Source organism: Streptomyces sp. NPDC025721 (assembly GCF_055558595.1).
In genome coordinates this window covers 491203-509632 of record NZ_JBVHMF010000001.1, presented here as the reverse complement: position 1 = coordinate 509632, position 18430 = coordinate 491203, and the positions used below count along the sequence as shown (strand labels likewise).

General features: G+C 71.4%; 16 protein-coding genes. 8 read left to right on the top strand and 8 right to left on the bottom strand.

Features of this window, described 5'->3' with window-relative positions; translation table 11 throughout:
- Window positions 1-103: 103 nt before the first annotated feature.
- On the bottom strand, window positions 104-796 hold the full coding sequence (locus tag ACZ4EF_RS02260) for a metal-dependent transcriptional regulator (RefSeq protein ID WP_188279958.1): 693 nt from the start codon (window positions 794-796) through the stop codon (window positions 104-106).
- Window positions 797-920: 124 nt separating this feature from the next.
- Here ACZ4EF_RS02260 and ACZ4EF_RS02255 point away from each other — a divergent pair, with 124 nt between their 5' ends.
- Complete coding sequence (locus ACZ4EF_RS02255) at window positions 921-1682, top strand: SIS domain-containing protein (RefSeq protein ID WP_355337455.1); 762 nt, start codon at window positions 921-923, stop codon at window positions 1680-1682.
- Between the two features lie 148 nt (window positions 1683-1830).
- Here the strand turns inward: ACZ4EF_RS02255 and ACZ4EF_RS02250 are convergent, their stop codons facing one another.
- Window positions 1831-3327, bottom strand: a complete 1497-nt coding sequence (locus ACZ4EF_RS02250) for a PAS domain-containing protein (protein ID WP_391043110.1) — start codon at window positions 3325-3327, stop codon at window positions 1831-1833.
- 339 nt (window positions 3328-3666) lie between these two features.
- Window positions 3667-4305, bottom strand: coding sequence for a pyridoxamine 5'-phosphate oxidase (gene pdxH, locus ACZ4EF_RS02245; RefSeq protein ID WP_467502629.1), 639 nt, complete (start codon window positions 4303-4305; stop codon window positions 3667-3669).
- Window positions 4306-4668: 363 nt separating this feature from the next.
- On the opposite strand from pdxH, the gene ACZ4EF_RS02240 reads away from it, so the two are divergent.
- Together ACZ4EF_RS02240 and serC are read left to right on the top strand one after the other, a co-directional pair.
- Window positions 4669-5769: a citrate synthase 2 gene (locus ACZ4EF_RS02240; RefSeq protein ID WP_401310041.1), complete on the top strand. Its 1101-nt coding sequence runs from the start codon at window positions 4669-4671 to the stop codon at window positions 5767-5769.
- Between the two features lie 192 nt (window positions 5770-5961).
- Window positions 5962-7080 (top strand): phosphoserine transaminase, encoded by a 1119-nt coding sequence (gene serC, locus ACZ4EF_RS02235; RefSeq protein ID WP_355337449.1) that lies wholly within the window; start codon window positions 5962-5964, stop codon window positions 7078-7080.
- Between the two features lie 140 nt (window positions 7081-7220).
- Here serC and ACZ4EF_RS02230 read toward each other — a convergent pair whose 3' ends face one another.
- Window positions 7221-8276 (bottom strand): SdiA-regulated/phytase-like domain-containing protein, encoded by a 1056-nt coding sequence (locus ACZ4EF_RS02230; protein ID WP_467502301.1) that lies wholly within the window; start codon window positions 8274-8276, stop codon window positions 7221-7223.
- A 47-nt stretch (window positions 8277-8323) separates the two neighbouring features.
- Here ACZ4EF_RS02230 and ACZ4EF_RS02225 point away from each other — a divergent pair, with 47 nt between their 5' ends.
- Together ACZ4EF_RS02225 and ACZ4EF_RS02220 are read left to right on the top strand one after the other, a co-directional pair.
- Window positions 8324-9004: a GDSL-type esterase/lipase family protein gene (locus ACZ4EF_RS02225; RefSeq protein WP_391043103.1), complete on the top strand. Its 681-nt coding sequence runs from the start codon at window positions 8324-8326 to the stop codon at window positions 9002-9004.
- Window positions 9005-9107: 103 nt separating this feature from the next.
- Entirely contained in the window at window positions 9108-10103 is a 996-nt protein-coding gene (locus ACZ4EF_RS02220; RefSeq protein WP_391043100.1) for an aldo/keto reductase, read from the top strand.
- 317 nt (window positions 10104-10420) lie between these two features.
- On the opposite strand, the gene thpR is transcribed toward ACZ4EF_RS02220, so the two are convergent.
- From thpR to ACZ4EF_RS02205, 3 genes are all read right to left on the bottom strand, one after another.
- Entirely contained in the window at window positions 10421-11014 is a 594-nt protein-coding gene (gene thpR / locus ACZ4EF_RS02215) for an RNA 2',3'-cyclic phosphodiesterase (RefSeq protein ID WP_401716551.1), read from the bottom strand.
- A 447-nt stretch (window positions 11015-11461) separates the two neighbouring features.
- Window positions 11462-12991, bottom strand: a complete 1530-nt coding sequence (locus ACZ4EF_RS02210) for an MFS transporter (RefSeq protein ID WP_467502298.1) — start codon at window positions 12989-12991, stop codon at window positions 11462-11464.
- A gap of 227 nt (window positions 12992-13218) precedes the next feature.
- On the bottom strand, window positions 13219-13659 hold the full coding sequence (locus ACZ4EF_RS02205) for a MarR family winged helix-turn-helix transcriptional regulator (RefSeq protein ID WP_355337431.1): 441 nt from the start codon (window positions 13657-13659) through the stop codon (window positions 13219-13221).
- Window positions 13660-13803: 144 nt separating this feature from the next.
- On the opposite strand from ACZ4EF_RS02205, the gene ACZ4EF_RS02200 reads away from it, so the two are divergent.
- Window positions 13804-14055, top strand: coding sequence for a ribbon-helix-helix protein, CopG family (locus ACZ4EF_RS02200; protein WP_355337428.1), 252 nt, complete (start codon window positions 13804-13806; stop codon window positions 14053-14055).
- On the opposite strand, the gene ACZ4EF_RS02195 is transcribed toward ACZ4EF_RS02200, so the two are convergent.
- Complete coding sequence (locus tag ACZ4EF_RS02195) at window positions 14025-15434, bottom strand: NCS2 family permease (protein ID WP_467502627.1); 1410 nt, start codon at window positions 15432-15434, stop codon at window positions 14025-14027. The genes ACZ4EF_RS02200 and ACZ4EF_RS02195 overlap by 31 nt on opposite strands.
- Before the next feature lie 173 nt (window positions 15435-15607).
- Between ACZ4EF_RS02195 and ACZ4EF_RS02190 the strand changes: the two genes are divergently transcribed.
- Window positions 15608-15886: a DUF2530 domain-containing protein gene (locus tag ACZ4EF_RS02190; protein ID WP_355337425.1), complete on the top strand. Its 279-nt coding sequence runs from the start codon at window positions 15608-15610 to the stop codon at window positions 15884-15886.
- A gap of 30 nt (window positions 15887-15916) precedes the next feature.
- Window positions 15917-18412 carry an HAD-IC family P-type ATPase gene (locus ACZ4EF_RS02185; RefSeq protein WP_467502295.1) on the top strand — a complete coding sequence of 832 codons (2496 nt, stop codon included), beginning with the start codon at window positions 15917-15919 and terminating at the stop codon, window positions 18410-18412.
- The last annotated feature ends 18 nt before the right edge of the window (window positions 18413-18430 follow it).

Here is an 18430-nt window from a genome sequence, read left to right as displayed (position 1 = left end):
CCTTCGAGGGGGTCCCAAGGGGAGGGACAAGGGGAGGAGGGGCCCCGACGCCGTTCGACGGCGCCGGGGCCCTCACCCTTCAGGAAGGCACGAAGCCGTGGGGCTACCGCTTGGCCACGAAGACGTGCGAGGCGATCTCGGCGTCCAGTTCGGCCGCCTCGCCGCCGCTGCCGACGAGCACTCCGCCCGCCGACGACGTGACGCTGACCACGGCGCCCGGCTGCACACCGGCCCGCCGCAGCGTGTACATCACCTGCGCGTCGGTCTGGATCGGCTCACCGATCCTGCGCACCACGACGCTCGCCCCGGCGGCGCCCGGCTGCAACTCGTTGAGACTGACCATGCCGTCCTCCAGGAACGGATCGGCCTCGCCCTTCTCGCCCAGCTCCTCGAGTCCGGGAATCGGGTTCCCGTACGGCGACTCGGTCGGGTGGCGCAGCAGTTCGAGCACGCGCCGCTCCACCGCCTCGCTCATCACGTGCTCCCAGCGGCACGCCTCCGCGTGCACCTGCTCCCACTCCAGGCCGATCACATCGACCAGCAGGCACTCGGCGATGCGGTGCTTGCGCATCACGCGGGTGGCGGTGCGGCGCCCCTCGTCGGTCAGCTCCAGATGCCGGTCGTTGGCGACGTGCAGCAGCCCGTCGCGCTCCATCCGCGCCACCGTCTGGGAGACCGTCGGGCCGCTCTGGTCGAGCCGCTCGGCGATTCGGGCGCGCATGGGGACCACACCCTCCTCCTCCAGCTCCAGGATGGTGCGGAGATACATCTCCGTCGTGTCGATCAATCCGGACATGCGCGCCCCTCGTTTGTTCGTGCGTGGCCCTCAACCAATTCTGACCCATAGCGCCGACAACGGTCCCCGATCCGGTCGTCGCCCTTTCTTGACACCGGCTCGCGGGGGCCGCACGGTGATCCGCATGAGTGAGCCTCGCGAGTCCCTGGCCGACCGATACTTCGACGCCGCGATCACCCTTCTGCACCGGATCAGGGACGAGGAGGCCGCCGGCATCCAGGCCGCCGCGGACGCCGTCGCCGACGCCATCGCCGCGGACGGGCGGGTCTTCGTCTTCGGTGCCGGCCACTCCTCGCTGCCCGCCCAGGACGTGGTCTACCGGGCGGGCGGCCTCGCCCTCATCAATCTACTGGCTGTTCCCGGCGTCGTCGGCGTGGACGTGATGCCCGCCACCTTGGGCAGCGCCCTGGAGCGGGTCGACGGCCTCGCGGGCGCCGTCCTGGACACCAGCCCCGTACGGCCGGGCGACGTCCTGTTCGTGATCTCCCTGTCCGGGCGCAACGCGCTGCCGGTCGAGATGGCGCAGAACGCCCGCGCCCTGGGCCTCACCGTGATCGGCGTCACCTCGGTCGCGTACGCCAAGGAGACGCGTTCCCGGCACGCCTCGGGCACCTTCCTCAAGGACCACTGCGACATCGTCCTCGACTCCAAGATCGCGGTCGGCGACGCGGAGCTGACCGACGACGCCATCCCCGCGCCCTTCGCCCCCGCCTCCACGGTCGTCATCAGCGCCCTGATGCAGGCCGTCGTCGCGACCGCCGCCACCGGGCTCGCCGCCCGCGGCGTCACCCCGCCCATGCTGCGCTCGGGCAACGTGGACGGCGGCCACGACTGGAACGGCCGGATCTTCGAGGAGTACCGGGAGCGGATCTTCTTCCGGCACTGACCGGCGACGGGCCACCCGCACCGGCCTTCCCACATCACCGACCGACGGCAGGCCGCCCGCACCGGCGCTCCGGCACCGACCGGCCGCAGGCCCGCCCGCACCGGCCTTCGTCCGCTGCCCGCCGACGCCCCGCGAAGGGCGTCGGCGCTCAGCGGTCCCCCGTCAGCCCCGCCAGGTCCAGCGCCATGGCGACCCGCGCCGCGACGTCCTCCGCGTACGCCGCGTCCGCCCGGTCGAAGAGCCTGCGGCCCGAGCCGCGCAGGAAGGTGAGCGCGCCGACCGTACGGCCCCTGCTGCGCAGCACCGTGGCCAGCCCGTGCACGGTCCCGGAGGGCCAGCGCCTGGCCGCCGCCCACTCGTCGATCCGTTCACCGGTCGCCGGTTCGTCCGCCGTCAGCGCGCCGAAGCTGGCGCGTACGGTGCCGATCCGCTCCAGCGCCTGGAGGACGGGGTGGGCGACGTCGTAGCCGACCGGGATGGAGTTGTCCTCGGTGGCGTCGGCGGGACCGGGCTCGCCCGCCGGGGTCGCCGCGATCCGGATCAGGCGGCCCGCGTCGTCGGTGATGTCGACCAGGGCGTGGTCGGCGAATCCGGCCAGTGCGAAGTCGAGCTGCAAGGTCGCGGCCTCAAGGGCGCTCTCGCACTCGGCGGCGGCGCGGTCGGCGCGGTGGAGCTGCTGGTAGCGGAACCGCACCTGGGCCCCGTCCTTCTCCAGCGCCTTCTGCCGGGTGATGTCCAGGAAGAGCCAGCCCACGCCCAGCGGTACGGGTTCCTCGCCCAGCGGCGAACCGAGGCGGACGAATCCGCTGCGCCAGCAGTAGCGCCCGCCGGTCTCGTCGCCGCGCACGGTCACCCACAAGTCGGTGGTGGCGGGCGGCGCGCCCTCGGAGAGCACGTGCTGGAGTACGTTCTCCAGTTCCTCGACGCCCTGGGCCAGCAGGTCGCCCAGCGGCCTGCCGAGCAGCGAGTCGCGGCCGGTGCGCAGCAGGCGGGCGGCGTGCGCGTTGACCACGGCGGGGCGCAGATCGGCGTCGATCAGTACCACACCCCATGAGGCGTCGGTGAAGAGCACTTCGCTGAGAGCGATCGACCGTTCCAGGTCGATCTGCGCGTGCACCTCGGAGAAGGCGCAATAGACGCCGCTCGGCTGCCCGTCGGCGCCCTGCACGGCCGCCGACTGGGTGCGGACGAGCACCCGGCGGCCGTCCTTGGTGACGAGCGCGAATTCGTGCACCTGGCGGCCGGGGCCGTCCATGGCGCCGAGCAGGCGTTCCTCGGTCTCGCGGGCGTCGGCCGTACGCGCCGCCCAGCCGGCGAATCCGTGCCGCCCGATCGCGTCCTGCGCGGTCCAGCCCAGGATGCGGACGGCTTCGGAGTTCCAGTGGGTGATCACGCCATGGCGGTCGAAGGCGCACAGGCCCGCTTCCATGCCGTCGAGGAGCGCGGCGAGCAAGTGCTCGTCGCCCTCGTGCCCGTCATGGGCCCCGTCCGGGGCAATGCCGTCGCCACCCCCCTGGCTCCCGTGGACTTCGCCACCGCTGTTGTCGCCACTGCCGCCGTCATCGAGCGGCTTTGATTGCGCGTCGAAAGGCTGCACGTCGCAACATTGAACTCTGGTGTGGGCTGCGTCACACGAGATTTCCATAAATAGGTTGTGCGGTTCCGGCCGGCTTCTTACTGTTGCGGGACACACGAAGGGAGGTGGTCTGACGCATGAAGTGCACTCGGACACGTGAGGTGGCTGCGGGCTAGCTCCGCGCACTGGGCGTGCGCGAAGCGCGCCAATCCCACGCAGTTCACCCGACCCGCGGGCTCGTCGGACTTGTCCGGCCGGTGCCCGGAGCCTCCTGGCTCCGGGGAGCAGCCCGCGGGTCGTTCGCGTTCCGGCAGGACCAGCGCTCCAGGACCGGCCCTCAAGGACCGGCCTTCCGGGACCCCCGCTCCGGCACCGGCCTTCCGGGACCCGCGCTCCGGCACCCGCGTTTTACGGCGCCAGGCGCTCGATTCCCCATCCGCCGTCCGCACCGCGCGTATAGCGCAGCCGATCGTGCAGCCGGTTCTCCCGGCCCTGCCAGAATTCGACGGTGCGCGGCTCGACCCTGAAGCCGCCCCAGAACGGCGGTACGGGCACGTCCGTCCCTTCCGGCCAGCGCGCGCACAGCTCCGCGTAGCGCGCCTCCAGCACCTCGCGCGAGGCCACCACGGCCGACTGCTCGCTCGCCCAGGCGCCGATCCGCGAACCGTACGGGCGGCTGCGGAAATACGCCGCCGTCTCGTCTCGCGGCACGCGCGCCGCCGAGCCCCCGACGATCACCTGGCGGGCGATCGGATGCCAGGGGAAGAGCAGCGCCAAGTGCGGGTTGGCGGCCAGCTCGCGGCCCTTGCGCGACGCGTAATTGCTGAAGAAAACGAATCCGCGCTGGTCGTAGCCCTTGAGCAGGACCGTACGGGAGCTGGGCACGCCGTCGGCGTCGGCCGTGGACACCACCATGGCGTTGGGTTCGGCGAGCGCGCCCTCGTCCCGTGCCCGTACGGCGTCGGCGAACCAGCGGGCGAACTGCTCGTAGGGGTCGGCCGCCAGCTCCGGCTCGGTCAGTCCCGCGGCCCGGTACTGCTCGCGCATCGCCGCCGGGTCCGCGGCCGGGAGGGGCTGCACCTGGCGCTCTTCATGTGGTTGTCGCACGGGCACATCTTGCAGGACGGCGGGTCCCGGCGCCGACGTCCGCGAATGTGCCGGAACTCACGCTGTCCGGCGCGTCCGGCAGCAAGGAGAATGACCGGCCGGGGCCAGGTCCTGTCCGGCGGATCGTGGGACGGTCCAGGCTGATCCGGATGGAGCAGGGTGACAGCCCCTCGGGCGGGGCATGACCGTGGGGTCGGCCCGTCCGGCACACTCCCGCCCGCCCCCCCCGGGCACCGTCGTCGTCTCATTCATCAGGCACTGCCGCACCACCGCACTGTCGTGATCATCAAGAGGAGCCGCCTCATGTCCGACTTCGTACCCGGACTCGAGGGAGTCATCGCGTTCGAAACGGAGATCGCCGAGCCCGACAAGGAAGGCGGTTCGCTGCGTTATCGCGGTGTCGACATCGAGGACCTGGTCGGCCACGTGTCCTTCGGGAACGTGTGGGGCCTGCTGGTCGACGGGAAGTTCAACCCCGGTCTGCCGCCCGCCGAGCCCTTCCCCATCCCGGTGCACTCCGGCGACATCCGGGTGGATGTGCAGTCCGCGCTCGCCATGCTCGCCCCGGTGTGGGGTCTCAGGCCGCTGCTGGACATCGACGAGGCGGAGGCGCGCGACGACCTCGCGCGCGCCGCGGTGATGGCGCTGTCGTACGTCGCCCAGTCCGCGCGCGGCCAGGGGCTGCCCATGGTGCCGCAGAAGGAGATCGACAAGGCGCACTCCATCGCCGAGCGGTTCATGATCCGCTGGCGCGGCGAGCCCGACCCCAAGCACGTCGCGGCGGTGGACGCGTACTGGACGTCGGCGGCCGAGCACGGCATGAACGCCTCCACCTTCACCGCCCGGGTCATCGCCTCGACCGGCGCGGACGTCGCCGCCGCGCTGTCCGGCGCGGTCGGCGCCATGTCGGGCCCGCTGCACGGCGGCGCGCCGTCCCGCGTCCTCGGCATGATCGAGGAGATCGAGCGGACCGGGGACGCGGAGGCGTACGTGAAGGCCGCCCTCGACAAGGGTGAGCGCCTGATGGGCTTCGGCCACCGCGTCTACCGCGCGGAGGACCCGCGGGCGCGCGTGCTGCGGCGTACGGCGCGGGAGCTGGGCGCGCCGCGCTACGAGGTCGCGGAGGCGCTGGAGAAGGCGGCGCTCGCCGAGCTGCACGCCCGCCGCCCCGACCGGGTGCTCGCCACGAACGTCGAGTTCTGGGCGGCGATCATGCTGGACTTCGCGGAGGTCCCGGCGCACATGTTCACCTCGATGTTCACCTGCGCCCGTACGGCCGGCTGGTCCGCGCACATCCTGGAGCAGAAACGTACCGGCCGCCTCGTCAGGCCCTCGGCGCGCTACGTGGGGCCCGGTGTTCGCGGACCGCAGGACATCGAGGGTTTCGCGAGCATCGCGCACTGAACCGCGGCGCATTTCGGCGCAGGGCGCGGGAGGGCCGTCGGGCCGGTCCTCGCGCGCCCCTTCGCCGTTTCGCGCGCCGGTGCGCGACGCGGGGCCAGGTGCCCGGCCGGCCGGGGCGCACACCCTGTGTGACACCGTCTCACCCGATGGAACGCTCCCGGAAACACGCCCGTGACGGACTACGCTGCGACCGTGGCCGATATCGAGATTCCCGCTGACATCAAGCCCGCCGACGGACGATTCGGGGCGGGCCCCTCCAAGGTGCGGACGGAAGCGCTCGAAGCGCTGGCCGCGACCGGGACGTCCCTGCTCGGTACCTCCCACCGGCAGGCGCCGGTGAAGAACCTGGTGGGCCAGGTCCGCCAGGGAGTCAAGGAGCTCTTCTCGCTGCCCGACGGCTACGAGGTGGTGCTCGGGAACGGCGGCTCGACCGCGTTCTGGGACATCGCCACGCACGGGCTGATCGACAGCAAGTCGCAGCACCTGTCCTTCGGCGAGTTCTCGTCGAAGTTCGCGAAGGCGGCGCAGCTCGCGCCGTGGCTCCAGGAGCCGACGATCGTGAAGTCGGAGCCGGGTACGCACCCGGAGCCGGTCGCCGAGGCGGGCGTCGACGTATACGCCTTCACGCACAATGAGACGTCCACGGGTGTCGCGGCGCCGCTGCGCCGGGTCGCGGGCGCGGACGCCGGGGCCCTGGTCCTGGTGGACGCCACCTCGGGCGCGGGCGGTCTGCCCGTCGACATCACCGAGACGGACGTCTACTACTTCGCGCCGCAGAAGAACTTCGCGGCCGACGGCGGGCTGTGGGTCGCCGCCTTCTCCCCCGCCGCGCTGGAGCGGGCGGCCTCGGTCGCCGCGTCCGGGCGGCACATCCCGGCGTTCTTCGACCTGCCGACGGCGATCGACAACTCGGTGAAGAACCAGACGTACAACACCCCGGCGCTGTCGACGCTCTTCCTGCTCAAGGAGCAGCTCGAGTGGATCAACGGCCAGGGCGGTCTGGAGTGGGCGGTCAAGCGCACCGCCGACTCCGCGTCGCGGCTGTACGGCTGGGCGGAGAAGTCCTCCTTCGCGACGCCGTTCGTGGCGGACCCCGCGCAGCGCTCGCAGGTCATCGGCACCATCGACTTCGAGGACGGCGTCGACGCGGCGGCCGTCGCGAAGGTGCTGCGGGCCAACGGGATCGTGGACACCGAGCCGTACCGCAAGCTGGGCCGCAACCAGCTCCGGGTCGCGATGTTCACGGCCGTCGACCCGGCCGACGTCGAGGCGCTGACCGCCTGCATCGACTACGTCATCGGTCAGCTCTGACCGCTGCCGCACACACGGCAACCGCGACCCCGGCCAGGCAGGACGGCCGGGGTCGCGGCATACCGTCGTATTGTCGGCCCGCCCATCCCGCTCGTACCGCCCGTACGCCCGTGCGCCCGTACCGCCGCGCCCAGTCGGCGTCAGTCGCGGTGGCGTTCCCGGTTGCGGCGCAGCAGCTTGCGGGCGCCCACGCCGATGGCGCCGATCACGGCGAGCACCCCGATGCCCACGACCCTGCTGCCGGTGCTCGTGGTGCCGGTGTCCTTGGCCGTGCCCGGTGAGGCCCCGGGAGAGGCCCCGGAAGAGGCTTGAGAGCCCTTGTGGTCGTCCGCCGACGCGCTCGCCGAGGCGGCCACGCTGTCGGGCAGTTCGTCGCCGCTGAGCGGCGCGCGCCACACGTCGCTGTTCTTGCCCTCGCTGCCGAACATCAGATTCCGGCCGTCGGTGGTGAAGGTGACGGACTCGCCCTGCCGTTGCATGGGGACGTCGAGGCTGCCGATCTTGTGCGGGGCCCCGTCGGCCCAGCGGTAGCCGGTCGCCCCGAGGTAGCCGCGCAGCACCAGGCGGGTGCCGTCGGGCGAGAAGGCGCCGTCGGTCACCCAGGGGACGTCGGCTATGCGGTGGAAGGTGTTGACGCCGCCCGCGCTGAGCTCGGCCGGACCGGCGTAAAGCGCCCCGCCGTCCTGATTCTTGCTGGCGATGTACACCCGGCCCGTCTTCGGATGCACCATCAGGGCCTCGGCGTTACGGGGTCCCGCGTCGTAACGGACGGTGTAGCGGGTGACGTCGACGGTGCGGTCGCCGAGCTGCTTCGGCTCGGGGAAGCGGTAGATCCAGACCTCGGGCCAGGTGCCGCCCAGATTGTCGCCGATGTCGCCCACGTAGAGGTCGCCGTCGGGGCCCAGGGAGATCGCCTCCACGTCCCGCGCGTGGATGCCGCGCATGGTCACCCTGGCCACGGTCTTGCCGGTGGCCGAGTCGACGGCGTAGACGTACGGGCCGTCGTCGCTGTCGTTGTGCGTCCAGTACACGCCGGGGTGGAGGCGGCTGGCGGCCAGGCCGCTGGACTCGGTGATCCGCGGGTCGCTGAGGGAGAAGGCGACCGAGGGGCCGCTGTCGGCGACGGCGGGTACGGCGGTGCCGCAGGCCAGGGCCACGGCGGCGCACGCGGCGGCCGTCAGGAGATACGCACGCATGCACCCCAGTGTCCCTGGTCGGCGGGCGGTCGGGGATGATGCCCGGCATGCGTTACCTATTCGTCGGCGACTCCATGACCGTGGGCGCCGCGGGCGACTACACGTGGCGCTACCGCATGTGGCAGCACCTGAACGAGCTGGGCGAGCCGTTCACGGTGGTGGGGCCGCGCACCACGCTGTACGACACGGCGGCCGGCGCGGCCGTCTCCTCCGACTACGCCGACCCGTTGTTCCCGGAGCGGGCCAGGCGGCATCTGGCGGGCTGGGGCGAGGGCTGGCACCACATGGTGCCGATGATCGGCGACGTCGTACGGGAGCACCGCCCGGACGTGCTGCTGATATCGCTCGGCCTGATCGACCTCGGCTTCTACACCGACGCCGAGCAGACCGCGCGCAATGTGGAGCGGTTCATCGCGGCGGCCCGCGCGGCGGGCCCCGCGCTGCGGATGGTGCTGCTGCCGGTCATCCCCAACACCAGGGCCGATCTGGATCCGGGCTTCGCGGACCAGTGCGCGGAGCTGAACACCCGCATGGCGAAGGCGGTCGCCGAGCACGACTCGCCCGCCTCGCCGCTGCTGCTGGCCTCCCGCCCCGAGGGGTACGACATCCTGCTCCACACCTACGACGGCACCCATCCCAACGCGGCGGGCGAGCACAAATTGGCGGCGGCTTTCGCGGACGCGATGTACCAGGCGTGGGACATCGGGGCGCCCTACAACGAGTACTGAGCCGAACGGCGCCAGGACCGCGGGCCGAACGGCGGACGACGCCGCGGGTGCCCCCCGGATTGCCCCTTGATTCGAGCGCACTCCAAGAGCTTGGCTGAACGCCATGGAGTACACACAGCTCGGACGTACCGGCCTCAAGGTCAGCCGTCTGGTTCTCGGCACGATGAACTTCGGCCCGGAGACGGATGAGGCGGACAGCCACTCGATCATGGACGCGGCCCTCGCGGCGGGCGTCAACTACTTCGATACCGCCAACGTCTACGGCTGGGGTGAGAACAAGGGCCGCACCGAGAAGATCATCGGCACCTGGTTCGCCAAGGGCGGCGACCGCCGCGACAAGACGGTGCTGGCCACCAAGGTGAACGGCTACATGGGCACCGCGGACGAACCCTGGCCGAACCACGACAAGCTCAGCGCGCTCAACATCCGGCGCGCCGTCGAGGCCAGCCTCAAGCGGCTGAACACCGACTACATCGACGTCTACCAGTTCCACCACGTCGACCGGGACACTCCGTGGGAGGAGATCTGGCAGGCGATCGACGTCCTGATCCAGCAGGGCAAGATCCTCTACGCCGGGTCGAGCAACTTCGCGGGCTGGCACATCGCGCAGGCCAACGAGGCGGCGGCGCGGCGCGGTTCGCTCGGTCTGATCACCGAGCAGTGCCTGTACAACCTGGCGGAGCGGCGGGCGGAGATGGAGGTCATCCCGGCGGCTCGGCACTACGGCCTCGGCGTGATCCCCTGGTCGCCGCTGAACGGCGGTCTGCTCGGCGGCGCGCTGCGCAAGCAGCGCGAGGGCGGCGGCGCGCGTTCCACCAGCGGGCACACCGCGAAGGCGCTCCAGGACGGCAAGCTGCGCGACCAGGTCCAGGCGTACGAGGACCTGTGCGACAAGCACGGCCTCCAGCCCGGTGATGTCGGTCTCGCCTGGCTCCTCACCCGTCCGGGTGTGACCGGTCCGATCGTCGGCCCGCGCACCCAGGACCAGCTCGACTCGGCGCTGCGCGCGCTGGAGCTGGAGCTGTCGGAGGAGTTCCTGGCGGCGCTCGACGAGATCTTCCCCGGTCCTGGGCCGTCCCCGGAAGCCTTCGCCTGGTAGGTCCCGGCACCGAGGGAACCCTGAGGAACACGGCGGAGCCCGGAGGAACACGGCGGGTACGGCGGGCGCGGCGCTCGGAACAGCCGCGGCGGCCGTGCCCGCCGAGCCGTGATCCGGCCCGGACGGCCGGATGGCCGGATGGCCAGGCGGCTGTGCGGCCCGCGCAGCCGGGTGGTGTGGACGGACGGTCCGGGGTGCCGCCGCGGGTCAGCCCAGCGCGGCGGCGACGACCACCACCACGAGCATCAGGACGAAGGCGGCGGTCATCACACGAGTACGGGTCTTGGGGTCCACACCCCGAGGTTAACCGGCCCCGGTCACCCCTCCGGCCGGTGGGCCGCCGGGCGGCCCAGCGGCCAGGATTCCTGCGTCGTGTAGCGGGGCTGCTCGCCGGGGACCCCGGAGCGCGGCAGGGCGCTGCTGACCAGGTGGAGGGTGTCGGCGTTCCAGGCCGCCCCGTGGAGGGCGGCGAGGGCGTCGGCGAAGGGCCGCAGGCTCACCGCGTGGCCGCGCTGGGTGCGGGCCAGCGTGAGGTGGGGCCGGAAGGCGTGCTCCGCGTCGGGTGGCGCGCCCGCCCGCCGGGCCGCGGCCCGTACGGAGCCGGCCAGCGCGGCGAGACCGGTCAGGTCGCCGTCGACGCCCGCCCACAGCGCGCGGTCGCCGAACCGGCCGCCGCCGGACAGCCGCAGTGCGCAGGGCTCGTGACGGGCGGCGGCCCGGCCGAGGCGTTCCGCCAGCTCGGGTCTGACGGGGTCGGCCACCTCGCCGAGGAAGGCGAGGGTGAAGTGCCAGCTCTCCCGGGCGGTCCAGCGCAGCGCCGAGGCGTCGGGCAGACGCCTCAACGGGCCGACCGCGTCGGCCAGTTCGTCGGCGACGGACGGTGGCGGCAGCAGCGCGACGAAGAGCCTCACGGCACCGGCCGTACCGGGACCGGGCGAGCCGTGGCCCAGCGAGCCGTGACCGGGCGGCGGCCCGGAACACGCCGGGCCGGAGCGAGGCGTGCCACAAGCAGACGTGCCGTAACCAGCCGTGCCCGAACCGACCGGGCCGGAGCGAGGCATGCCGTAGGCAGACGTGCCCGAACCGACCGGGACGGAACTGACCGTGCCGGAACCGACCCGGCGGGGGCCGCCGCCTGCACCGGTCCCGTGAGCCCGCGCGGGCTCATACGGGCCGCGCCTGGGACCGGGTCCGGGACTGAGCCTGGGACCGGTCCCGCGCCTGGGCCGCCACCCGCACCGGCTCCGTGAACCCGCGCGGGCTCATACGGGCCGCGCCTGGGACCGGGTCCGGGACTGAGCCTGGGACCGGTCCCGCGCCTGGGCAGCCGCCCGCACCGGCTCCGTGAACCCGCGCGGTCATACGGCCGGGGTGAGCCGGGGTGCCGACTCGTCGCCCTGAGGCTGGGTCTGAGGCCGCGCCTGGGACTGAGACCGGTCCCGCGCCTGGGACCGGTCCCGCGCCTGGCCCTGAGGCGCCGGCGTCTTCGCGTCCGGGCCGGGCGCCGGAGCGCCCTCCCCCGCCGCCACCGGCGCGTCCTCGGCGTCCACGTCGCCGGTGACCGGCTCGCGGGGCACGAAGGAGAGCAGGGGCCGGTCCTTGGTCCTGCCGCGGCGCAGGTTCAGACGGGGCCGGAGGCCCCCGATCCGCGCCAGGACGATGGCGACGGCCACCGCGGCCGCCGCGGAGATCAGGCCGCCGGACAGGAAGCCGACGCGGGCGCCGTAGGTGTCGGTCACCCAGCCCATCACCGGACCGCCGATCGGGGTGCCGCCGACGAAGACCATCATGTACAGGCTCATCACCCGGCCGCGCATGACGGGTTCGGTGGCGAGCTGGACGGTGGCGTTGGCCGTCGTGTTGAAGGTCAGGCCGAAGATGCCGATCGGGACCAGCAGGACGGCGAAGATCCAGAAGGCGGGCGCCACGGCCGCGGCGGCCTCCAGCAGCCCGAAGACGCAGGCCGCGGCGACCAGCATGCGCAGCCGCGTGCGGGTGCGGCGGGCGGCGAGCAGCGCGCCGAGCAGGGAACCGGCCGCCATCAGGGTGTTGAGCAGGCCGTAGGTGCTGGCGCCGCTGTGGAAGACCTGGTTGACGAAGGCGGAGAGCCAGATCGGGAAGTTGAAGCCGAAGGTGCCGATGAAGCCGACCAGGACGATCGGCCAGATGAGGTCCGGCTTGCCCGCCACGTAGCGCAGGCCCTCGCGGAGCTGGCCCTTGCCGCGGGGCACGCGGTCGACCCGGTGCAGCTCGGAGGTGCGCATCAGCAGCAGGCCGACGAGCGGGGCCATGAAGGACAGGCCGTTGAAGAGGAAGGCCCAGCCGCTGCCGACGGCCGTGATCATCACACCGGCGACGGCGGGGCCGATCAGGCGCGCGGACTGGAAGTTCGCGGAGTTGAGCGAGACCGCGTTGCGCACATGGCTCGGGCCGACCATCTCCATGACGAAGGTCTGCCGCGCGGGGTTGTCGATCACGGTGACCATGCCGAGCAGGAAGGCGATCGTGTAGACGTGCCAGACCTGGACGACACCGCTGAGGGTGAGGACGGCCAGCAGGAGTCCCAGGAGGCCGAGTACGGCCTGGGTGAGGATCAGAATCTGCCGCTTGGGGTAGCGGTCGGCGATGACGCCGCCCCAGAGGCCGAAGAGCAGCATCGGCAGGAATTGCAGCGCGGTGGTGATGCCCACCGCGAAGGACGAGCCGGTGATGCTGAGCACCAGCCAGTCCTGGGCGATCCGCGACATCCAGGTGCCGGTGTTGGACACCACGGCGCCGGTCGCGAAAAGCCGGTAGTTGCGGACCTTGAGCGAGCTGAAGGTGCTCGTCCTGCCGTCCGCGGGTCGGTCAGGTTCGGTTGCGGTGCCTGGTCCGGCTGCCGAACTCAATCGGGTCTCGCCTCCCCTTCAACAGGTGGTCGGTCATGCTGTCCGATGGCTCGCGCGGCACAGGTGTCGTACGGGTCATACAGCTCGTGCGGTGCATACGGTCGTGCGGTTCGTGCTGGTTGTGCTGGTCGTGCAGGTCATACGGTTCGCGCAGGTCATACGGTCATACGGTTCGTGCGGGTCATGCGGGTCATGCGGTTCACGCGCGTCGTACGACGTCGTACCGGTCACAGGTGAGCGAGCTTCTCCAGGACGGGAGCCGCCTCGCGGAGCACCGCGCGCTCCTCGTCGGTCAGCCCCTCGGTGAGCCGGGCCAGCCAGGCGTTCCGCGTGTCGCGGGCGTCGGCGAGGATCGCCTCGGCCTGCTCGGTCTGGCTCACCACGACCTGGCGCCGGTCGTCGGGGTGGGGTTCCCGGCGGACCAGCCCCTTGGCCTCGAGCATCGCCACGATGCGGGTCATCGACGGCGGCTGCACGTGTTCCCTGCGGGCCAGTTCGCCAGGGGTGGCGGACCCGCAGCGGGCCAGGGTGCCCAGCACCGCCATCTCGGTCGGGCTGAGCGTCTCGTCGACGCGCTGGTGGCGCAGTCGGCGGGACAGGCGCATCACCGCGGAGCGCAGCGAATTCACCGCGGCGCGGTCGTCCTCGGACAGTTCGGTCACGTTCATTAGGTTAGCTCATTAGCTAATCTAAGTAAAACTTGGCCAAGCGGGACCCCACTCAACCCTCATGTGCCCTTATCTCACCCATACGGGTGAGATGGCCGCCGAAAGCCCCCCGCGGCGGCCCCCCGTCCGGGGACCTTTGGGCGTATGGCATCGAGAGTGCTCAGCCTCCGCATAGACGCAGACCTGTGGGACCGGATCCGCGACCATGCCGCCAAACGCGGAATGAGCGCCCAGGACTATGTGGTCCAGGCGCTCATCCGTGACGACTTCGACGAACGGTTCAAGACGGCCGTCGACGAGACGGAGCGGTTCTACGGGCAGGACGGGCCGCTGAGCGGACCCGCCCCCACCCCTCAGGCACCGGCTCAGAGCAGGCCGAGCGCGGGCATCAGGTAGTAGAAGGCGAAGACCGCGGCCACGGCGTAGAGCGCGACCGGCACCTCGCGCCAGCGGCCGGCGGCCAGCCGCAGCAGGCAGAAGCTCAGGAAGCCGATGCCGATGCCGTTGGTGATCGAGTACGTGAACGGCATCATCACCATGGTCAGGAACGCCGGCACCGCGATGGTGAAGTCGCTCCAGTCGATCTCCCGGACCGAGCCCGCCAGGATCAGGAAGCCGACCGCGACCAGGGCGGGCGTGGCCGCCTGGGCCGGGACCATGGTGGCCAGCGGTGTGAAGAACAGCGCGAGCACGAACATCAGGCCGGTCACGATGCTGGAGAGACCGGTCCTGGCGCCCTCGCCGACGCCCGCCGTGGACTCCACGAAGCAGGTGTTGGCGGACGAGGAGGAGGCGCCGCCGACGGCGGTGGCGATGCCGTCGATCATCAGCACCTTGTTGATGCCGGGCAGGTCGCCCTTCTCGTCGAGCAGGTCCGCCTCGTCGCTGACGCCGAGGATGGTGCCCATCGCGTCGAAGAAGCAGGACAGCAGCACGGTGAAGACGAAGAGCACGCCGGTCAGGATGCCGACCTGGTGGAAGCCGCCGAAGAGGCTGACCTTGCCGATGAGGCCGAAGTCGGGGCTGGCGACCGGGTTGCCGGGCCACTTGGGAACGGTGAGGCCCCAGTTGGCGGCGGGGATGTCGGCGACGGCGTCCACGATCACCGCGAGGACCGTCATGGCGACGATGGAGATCAGGATCGCGCCCGCGACCTTGCGGATGATCAGCGCCAGGGTGAGCAGCGTGCCGAGGATGAAGATCAGCACGGGCCAGCCGTTGAGGTGGCCGTCGGAGCCGAGCTGGAGCGGCACGGTGGTGTGAGCGGCGTCCGGGATACGGGTGACGAAGCCGGAGTCGACCAGGCCGATCAGCATGATGAACAGGCCGATGCCGATCGCGATGCCCTTGCGCAGGCCGAGCGGCACCGCGCTCATCACACGCTCCCGCAGCCCGGTGGCGACCATGATCATGATCGCGAAACCGGCGAGCACGACCATGCCCATCGCGTCCGGCCAGCTCATCTTGGGCGCGAGCTGGAGGGCGACGACGGTGTTCACGCCGAGCCCGGCGGCGAGCGCGATCGGCACATTGCCGACCACGCCCATCAGCAGGGTGGTGAAGGCGGCGGTGATCACGGTCGCGGTGACGAGCTGGCCGCCGACCAGGTGGTGGCCGTACTTGTCCACGGCGGAGCCGAGGATGATCGGGTTGAGCACGATGATGTACGCCATCGCGAAGAACGTGGCGAGACCGCCGCGAATCTCCCTCGGGACGCTGGACCCGCGCTCGGAGATCCGGAAATAGCGGTCAAGGCCGGGGGCGGCGGGCGGCATACGGGTCCTCAAGGTGCTCAGCTTGGATGATCATACGAACAAATTCGGCCAGCGCGTGGCTGCTTCAGTATGAATAAACAACTTGTCAAACGCCATCTGCGCGCGTAGATCCTTGAACCGCAGGGCCGCCACCACCTCGCGGGCACCGCGACCGGCCCCCTTACGATGGGCGCATGAGCAGCAACCGGACCCCCCTGCGCGAGGCCCCAGAGCCGCTGGAGGCCAACGATGTGGCCACTGTCACAGTCGGCACGATCATCTGGGCCGTGCTGTTCGTCGTGCAGCTCCCCTTCTACGGCTGGTACGCGGATCACGGCCATACGTGGCTGATCTGGACCTGTCTGGCGGGTGCGGGGCTCGGGCTGATCGGCCTGAAATACGTCACCGCGCGGCGGGCCGCGATCCGTCGCGCCGCCGCGGCGCGCGGTCAGGAAGGGACCTCCGCCGGGTAGAAGCGCCGGGCGCCACGTACCGTCGGACCCATGACGGAACGCACGGACACGGAGGTCGTCACCCGGAAACCGGGACTGACCGGCGGCGAGGTCGCGGAACGCGTCGCGCGCGGCGAGGTCAATGACGTACCGGTACGCTCCTCCCGCTCAACTTCCGAGATCGTCCGGGCGAATGTCTTCACCCGGTTCAACGCGATCATCGGCTTCCTTTTTCTGATCATTTTGGTGGTCGGTCCGATCCAGGACGGCCTCTTCGGCTTCGTGATCGTCGCCAACACCGCGATCGGCATCATCCAGGAGCTGCGCGCCAAGCGGACCCTGGACAGCCTCGCCGTGATCGGCGAGTCCAAGCCCTCGGTGCGCCGTGACGGTGCGTCGGCCGAGATCCACACCTCGGAGATCGTCCTCGGCGACCTCATCGAGTTGGGCCCCGGTGACAAGGTCGTCGTGGACGGCGTCATCGAGGAGGCCGACGGCCTGGAGATCGACGAGTCGCTGCTGACCGGTGAGGCCGACCCCGTGCTCAAGCACGCCGGGGACCAGGCGATGTCGGGCAGCTTCGTGGTGGCGGGCGGCGGCGCCTTCACCGCCACCAAGGTCGGCCGGGAGGCGTACGCGGCGCAGCTCGCCGACGAGGCGTCCCGCTTCACGCTGGTCAACTCCGAGCTGCGCAACGGCATCAGCCAGATCCTCAAGTACGTGATGTGGATGATGGTGCCGACCGCGGTCGGCCTGATCATCAGCCAGTTCACGGTGGAGAGCCACGACGGCAGCGAGGCCGTCCGCCGTACGGTCGGCGGCATCGTGCCGATGGTGCCGGAGGGCCTGGTGCTGCTGACCTCGGTGGCCTTCGCGATCGGCGTGATCCGGCTGGGCCGCAAGCAGTGCCTGGTCCAGGAACTGCCCGCGATCGAGGGCCTGGCCCGGGTGGACATCGTCTGCCTGGACAAGACCGGCACCCTCACCGAGGGCGGCATGGACGTCTCGGACCTGCGCCCGCTGGACGGCGCTGACCGCGACTACGTCGCCCGCGTCCTGTCCGCGCTCGGCGCCTCCGACCCGCGCCCCAACGCCAGCCTCCAGGCCATCATCGACGCCTACCCCCGGCCGGGCGGCAGCGCTTCGAAGGACGGCTCCAACGGCGGCTCCGAGGACAGCGACCAGGACGGCGCCCAGGTCGGCGACCAGGGCGGCCACCAGGACGACAGCGCCGCCAAGGACACCGCCGCGGACGGCGGTTGGCGCTGCACCGAGGCGCTGCCCTTCAGCTCGGCCCGCAAGTACAGCGGCGCCGCCTTCAACGAGCCCGACGGCACCAGCAGTACGTGGCTGCTCGGCGCGCCCGACGTGCTGCTGCCCACCGGGCACGGCTCGCTCGCCGAGATCGACCAGCTCAACAACGAGGGCCTGCGGGTGCTGCTGCTGGCCCGCACCGACCGCCCGCTCGACGACCCGCGGGTGGCCGAGACCGTCACCCCGTACGCGCTGGTCGTCCTCGAACAGCGGCTGCGGCCCGACGCCGGGGACACGCTGCGGTACTTCGCCGAGCAGAATGTGCAGACCAAGGTCATCTCCGGCGACAACGCGGTGTCGGTCGGCGCGGTCGCCGGCAAGCTCGGGCTGCCGGGCGCGGACGCCCCGGTGGACGCCCGCCAACTGCCCACCGACCAGGACGAGATGGCGCAAGTGCTGGAGGACGGCGCCGTCTTCGGGCGGGTCACGCCGCAGCAGAAGCGGGACATGGTCGGCGCCCTCCAGTCCCGCGGGCACAACGTGGCGATGACCGGCGACGGCGTCAACGACGTACTCGCCCTCAAGGACGCCGACATCGGCGTGTCCATGGGGTCGGGTTCCGAGGCCACCCGCGCGGTCGCGCAGATCGTGCTGCTCAACAACAGCTTCGCGACGCTGCCTTCGGTGGTCGCCGAGGGCCGGCGGGTGATCGGCAACATCACCCGGGTCGCCACGCTGTTCCTCACCAAGACGGTCTACTCCGTGCTGCTCGCGGTGCTCGTGGTGTGCTGGCAGGTGCCGTACCCCTTCCTGCCGCGGCACCTCACGCTGCTGTCCACGCTCACCATCGGCGTGCCCGCCTTCTTCCTGGCGCTCGCGCCCAACAAGGAGCGGGCCAAGCCGCATTTCGTCCGGCGGGTCATGCGGTACTCGACCCCCGCGGGGATCATCTGCGGGCTCGCGGCGATGCTGTCGTACCTGCTGGCCCGGCACCACTACTCCGGCAGCGGGGCGCTGGACGCCGAGACCAGCGCGGCCACACTCACGCTGTTCCTGCTGGAGGTGTGGGTGCTGGCGATCGTGGCCAGGCCCTACACCTGGTGGCGGATCGCGCTGGTGCTGGCGATGGGCGTCGGCTTCCTGATCGTGCTGGTCGTCCCGTGGCTCCAGTCCTTCTTCGCGCTGAAGCTGGTGGGCGCGCAGATGCCGTGGACGGCCGTCGGTATCGCGGTGGCGGGCGGACTGGTGCTCGAAGTGGTGTGGGGGTGGGTGCGCAGGCGCGACACGGCGTGAGCCCCCACGCCTGAGGGT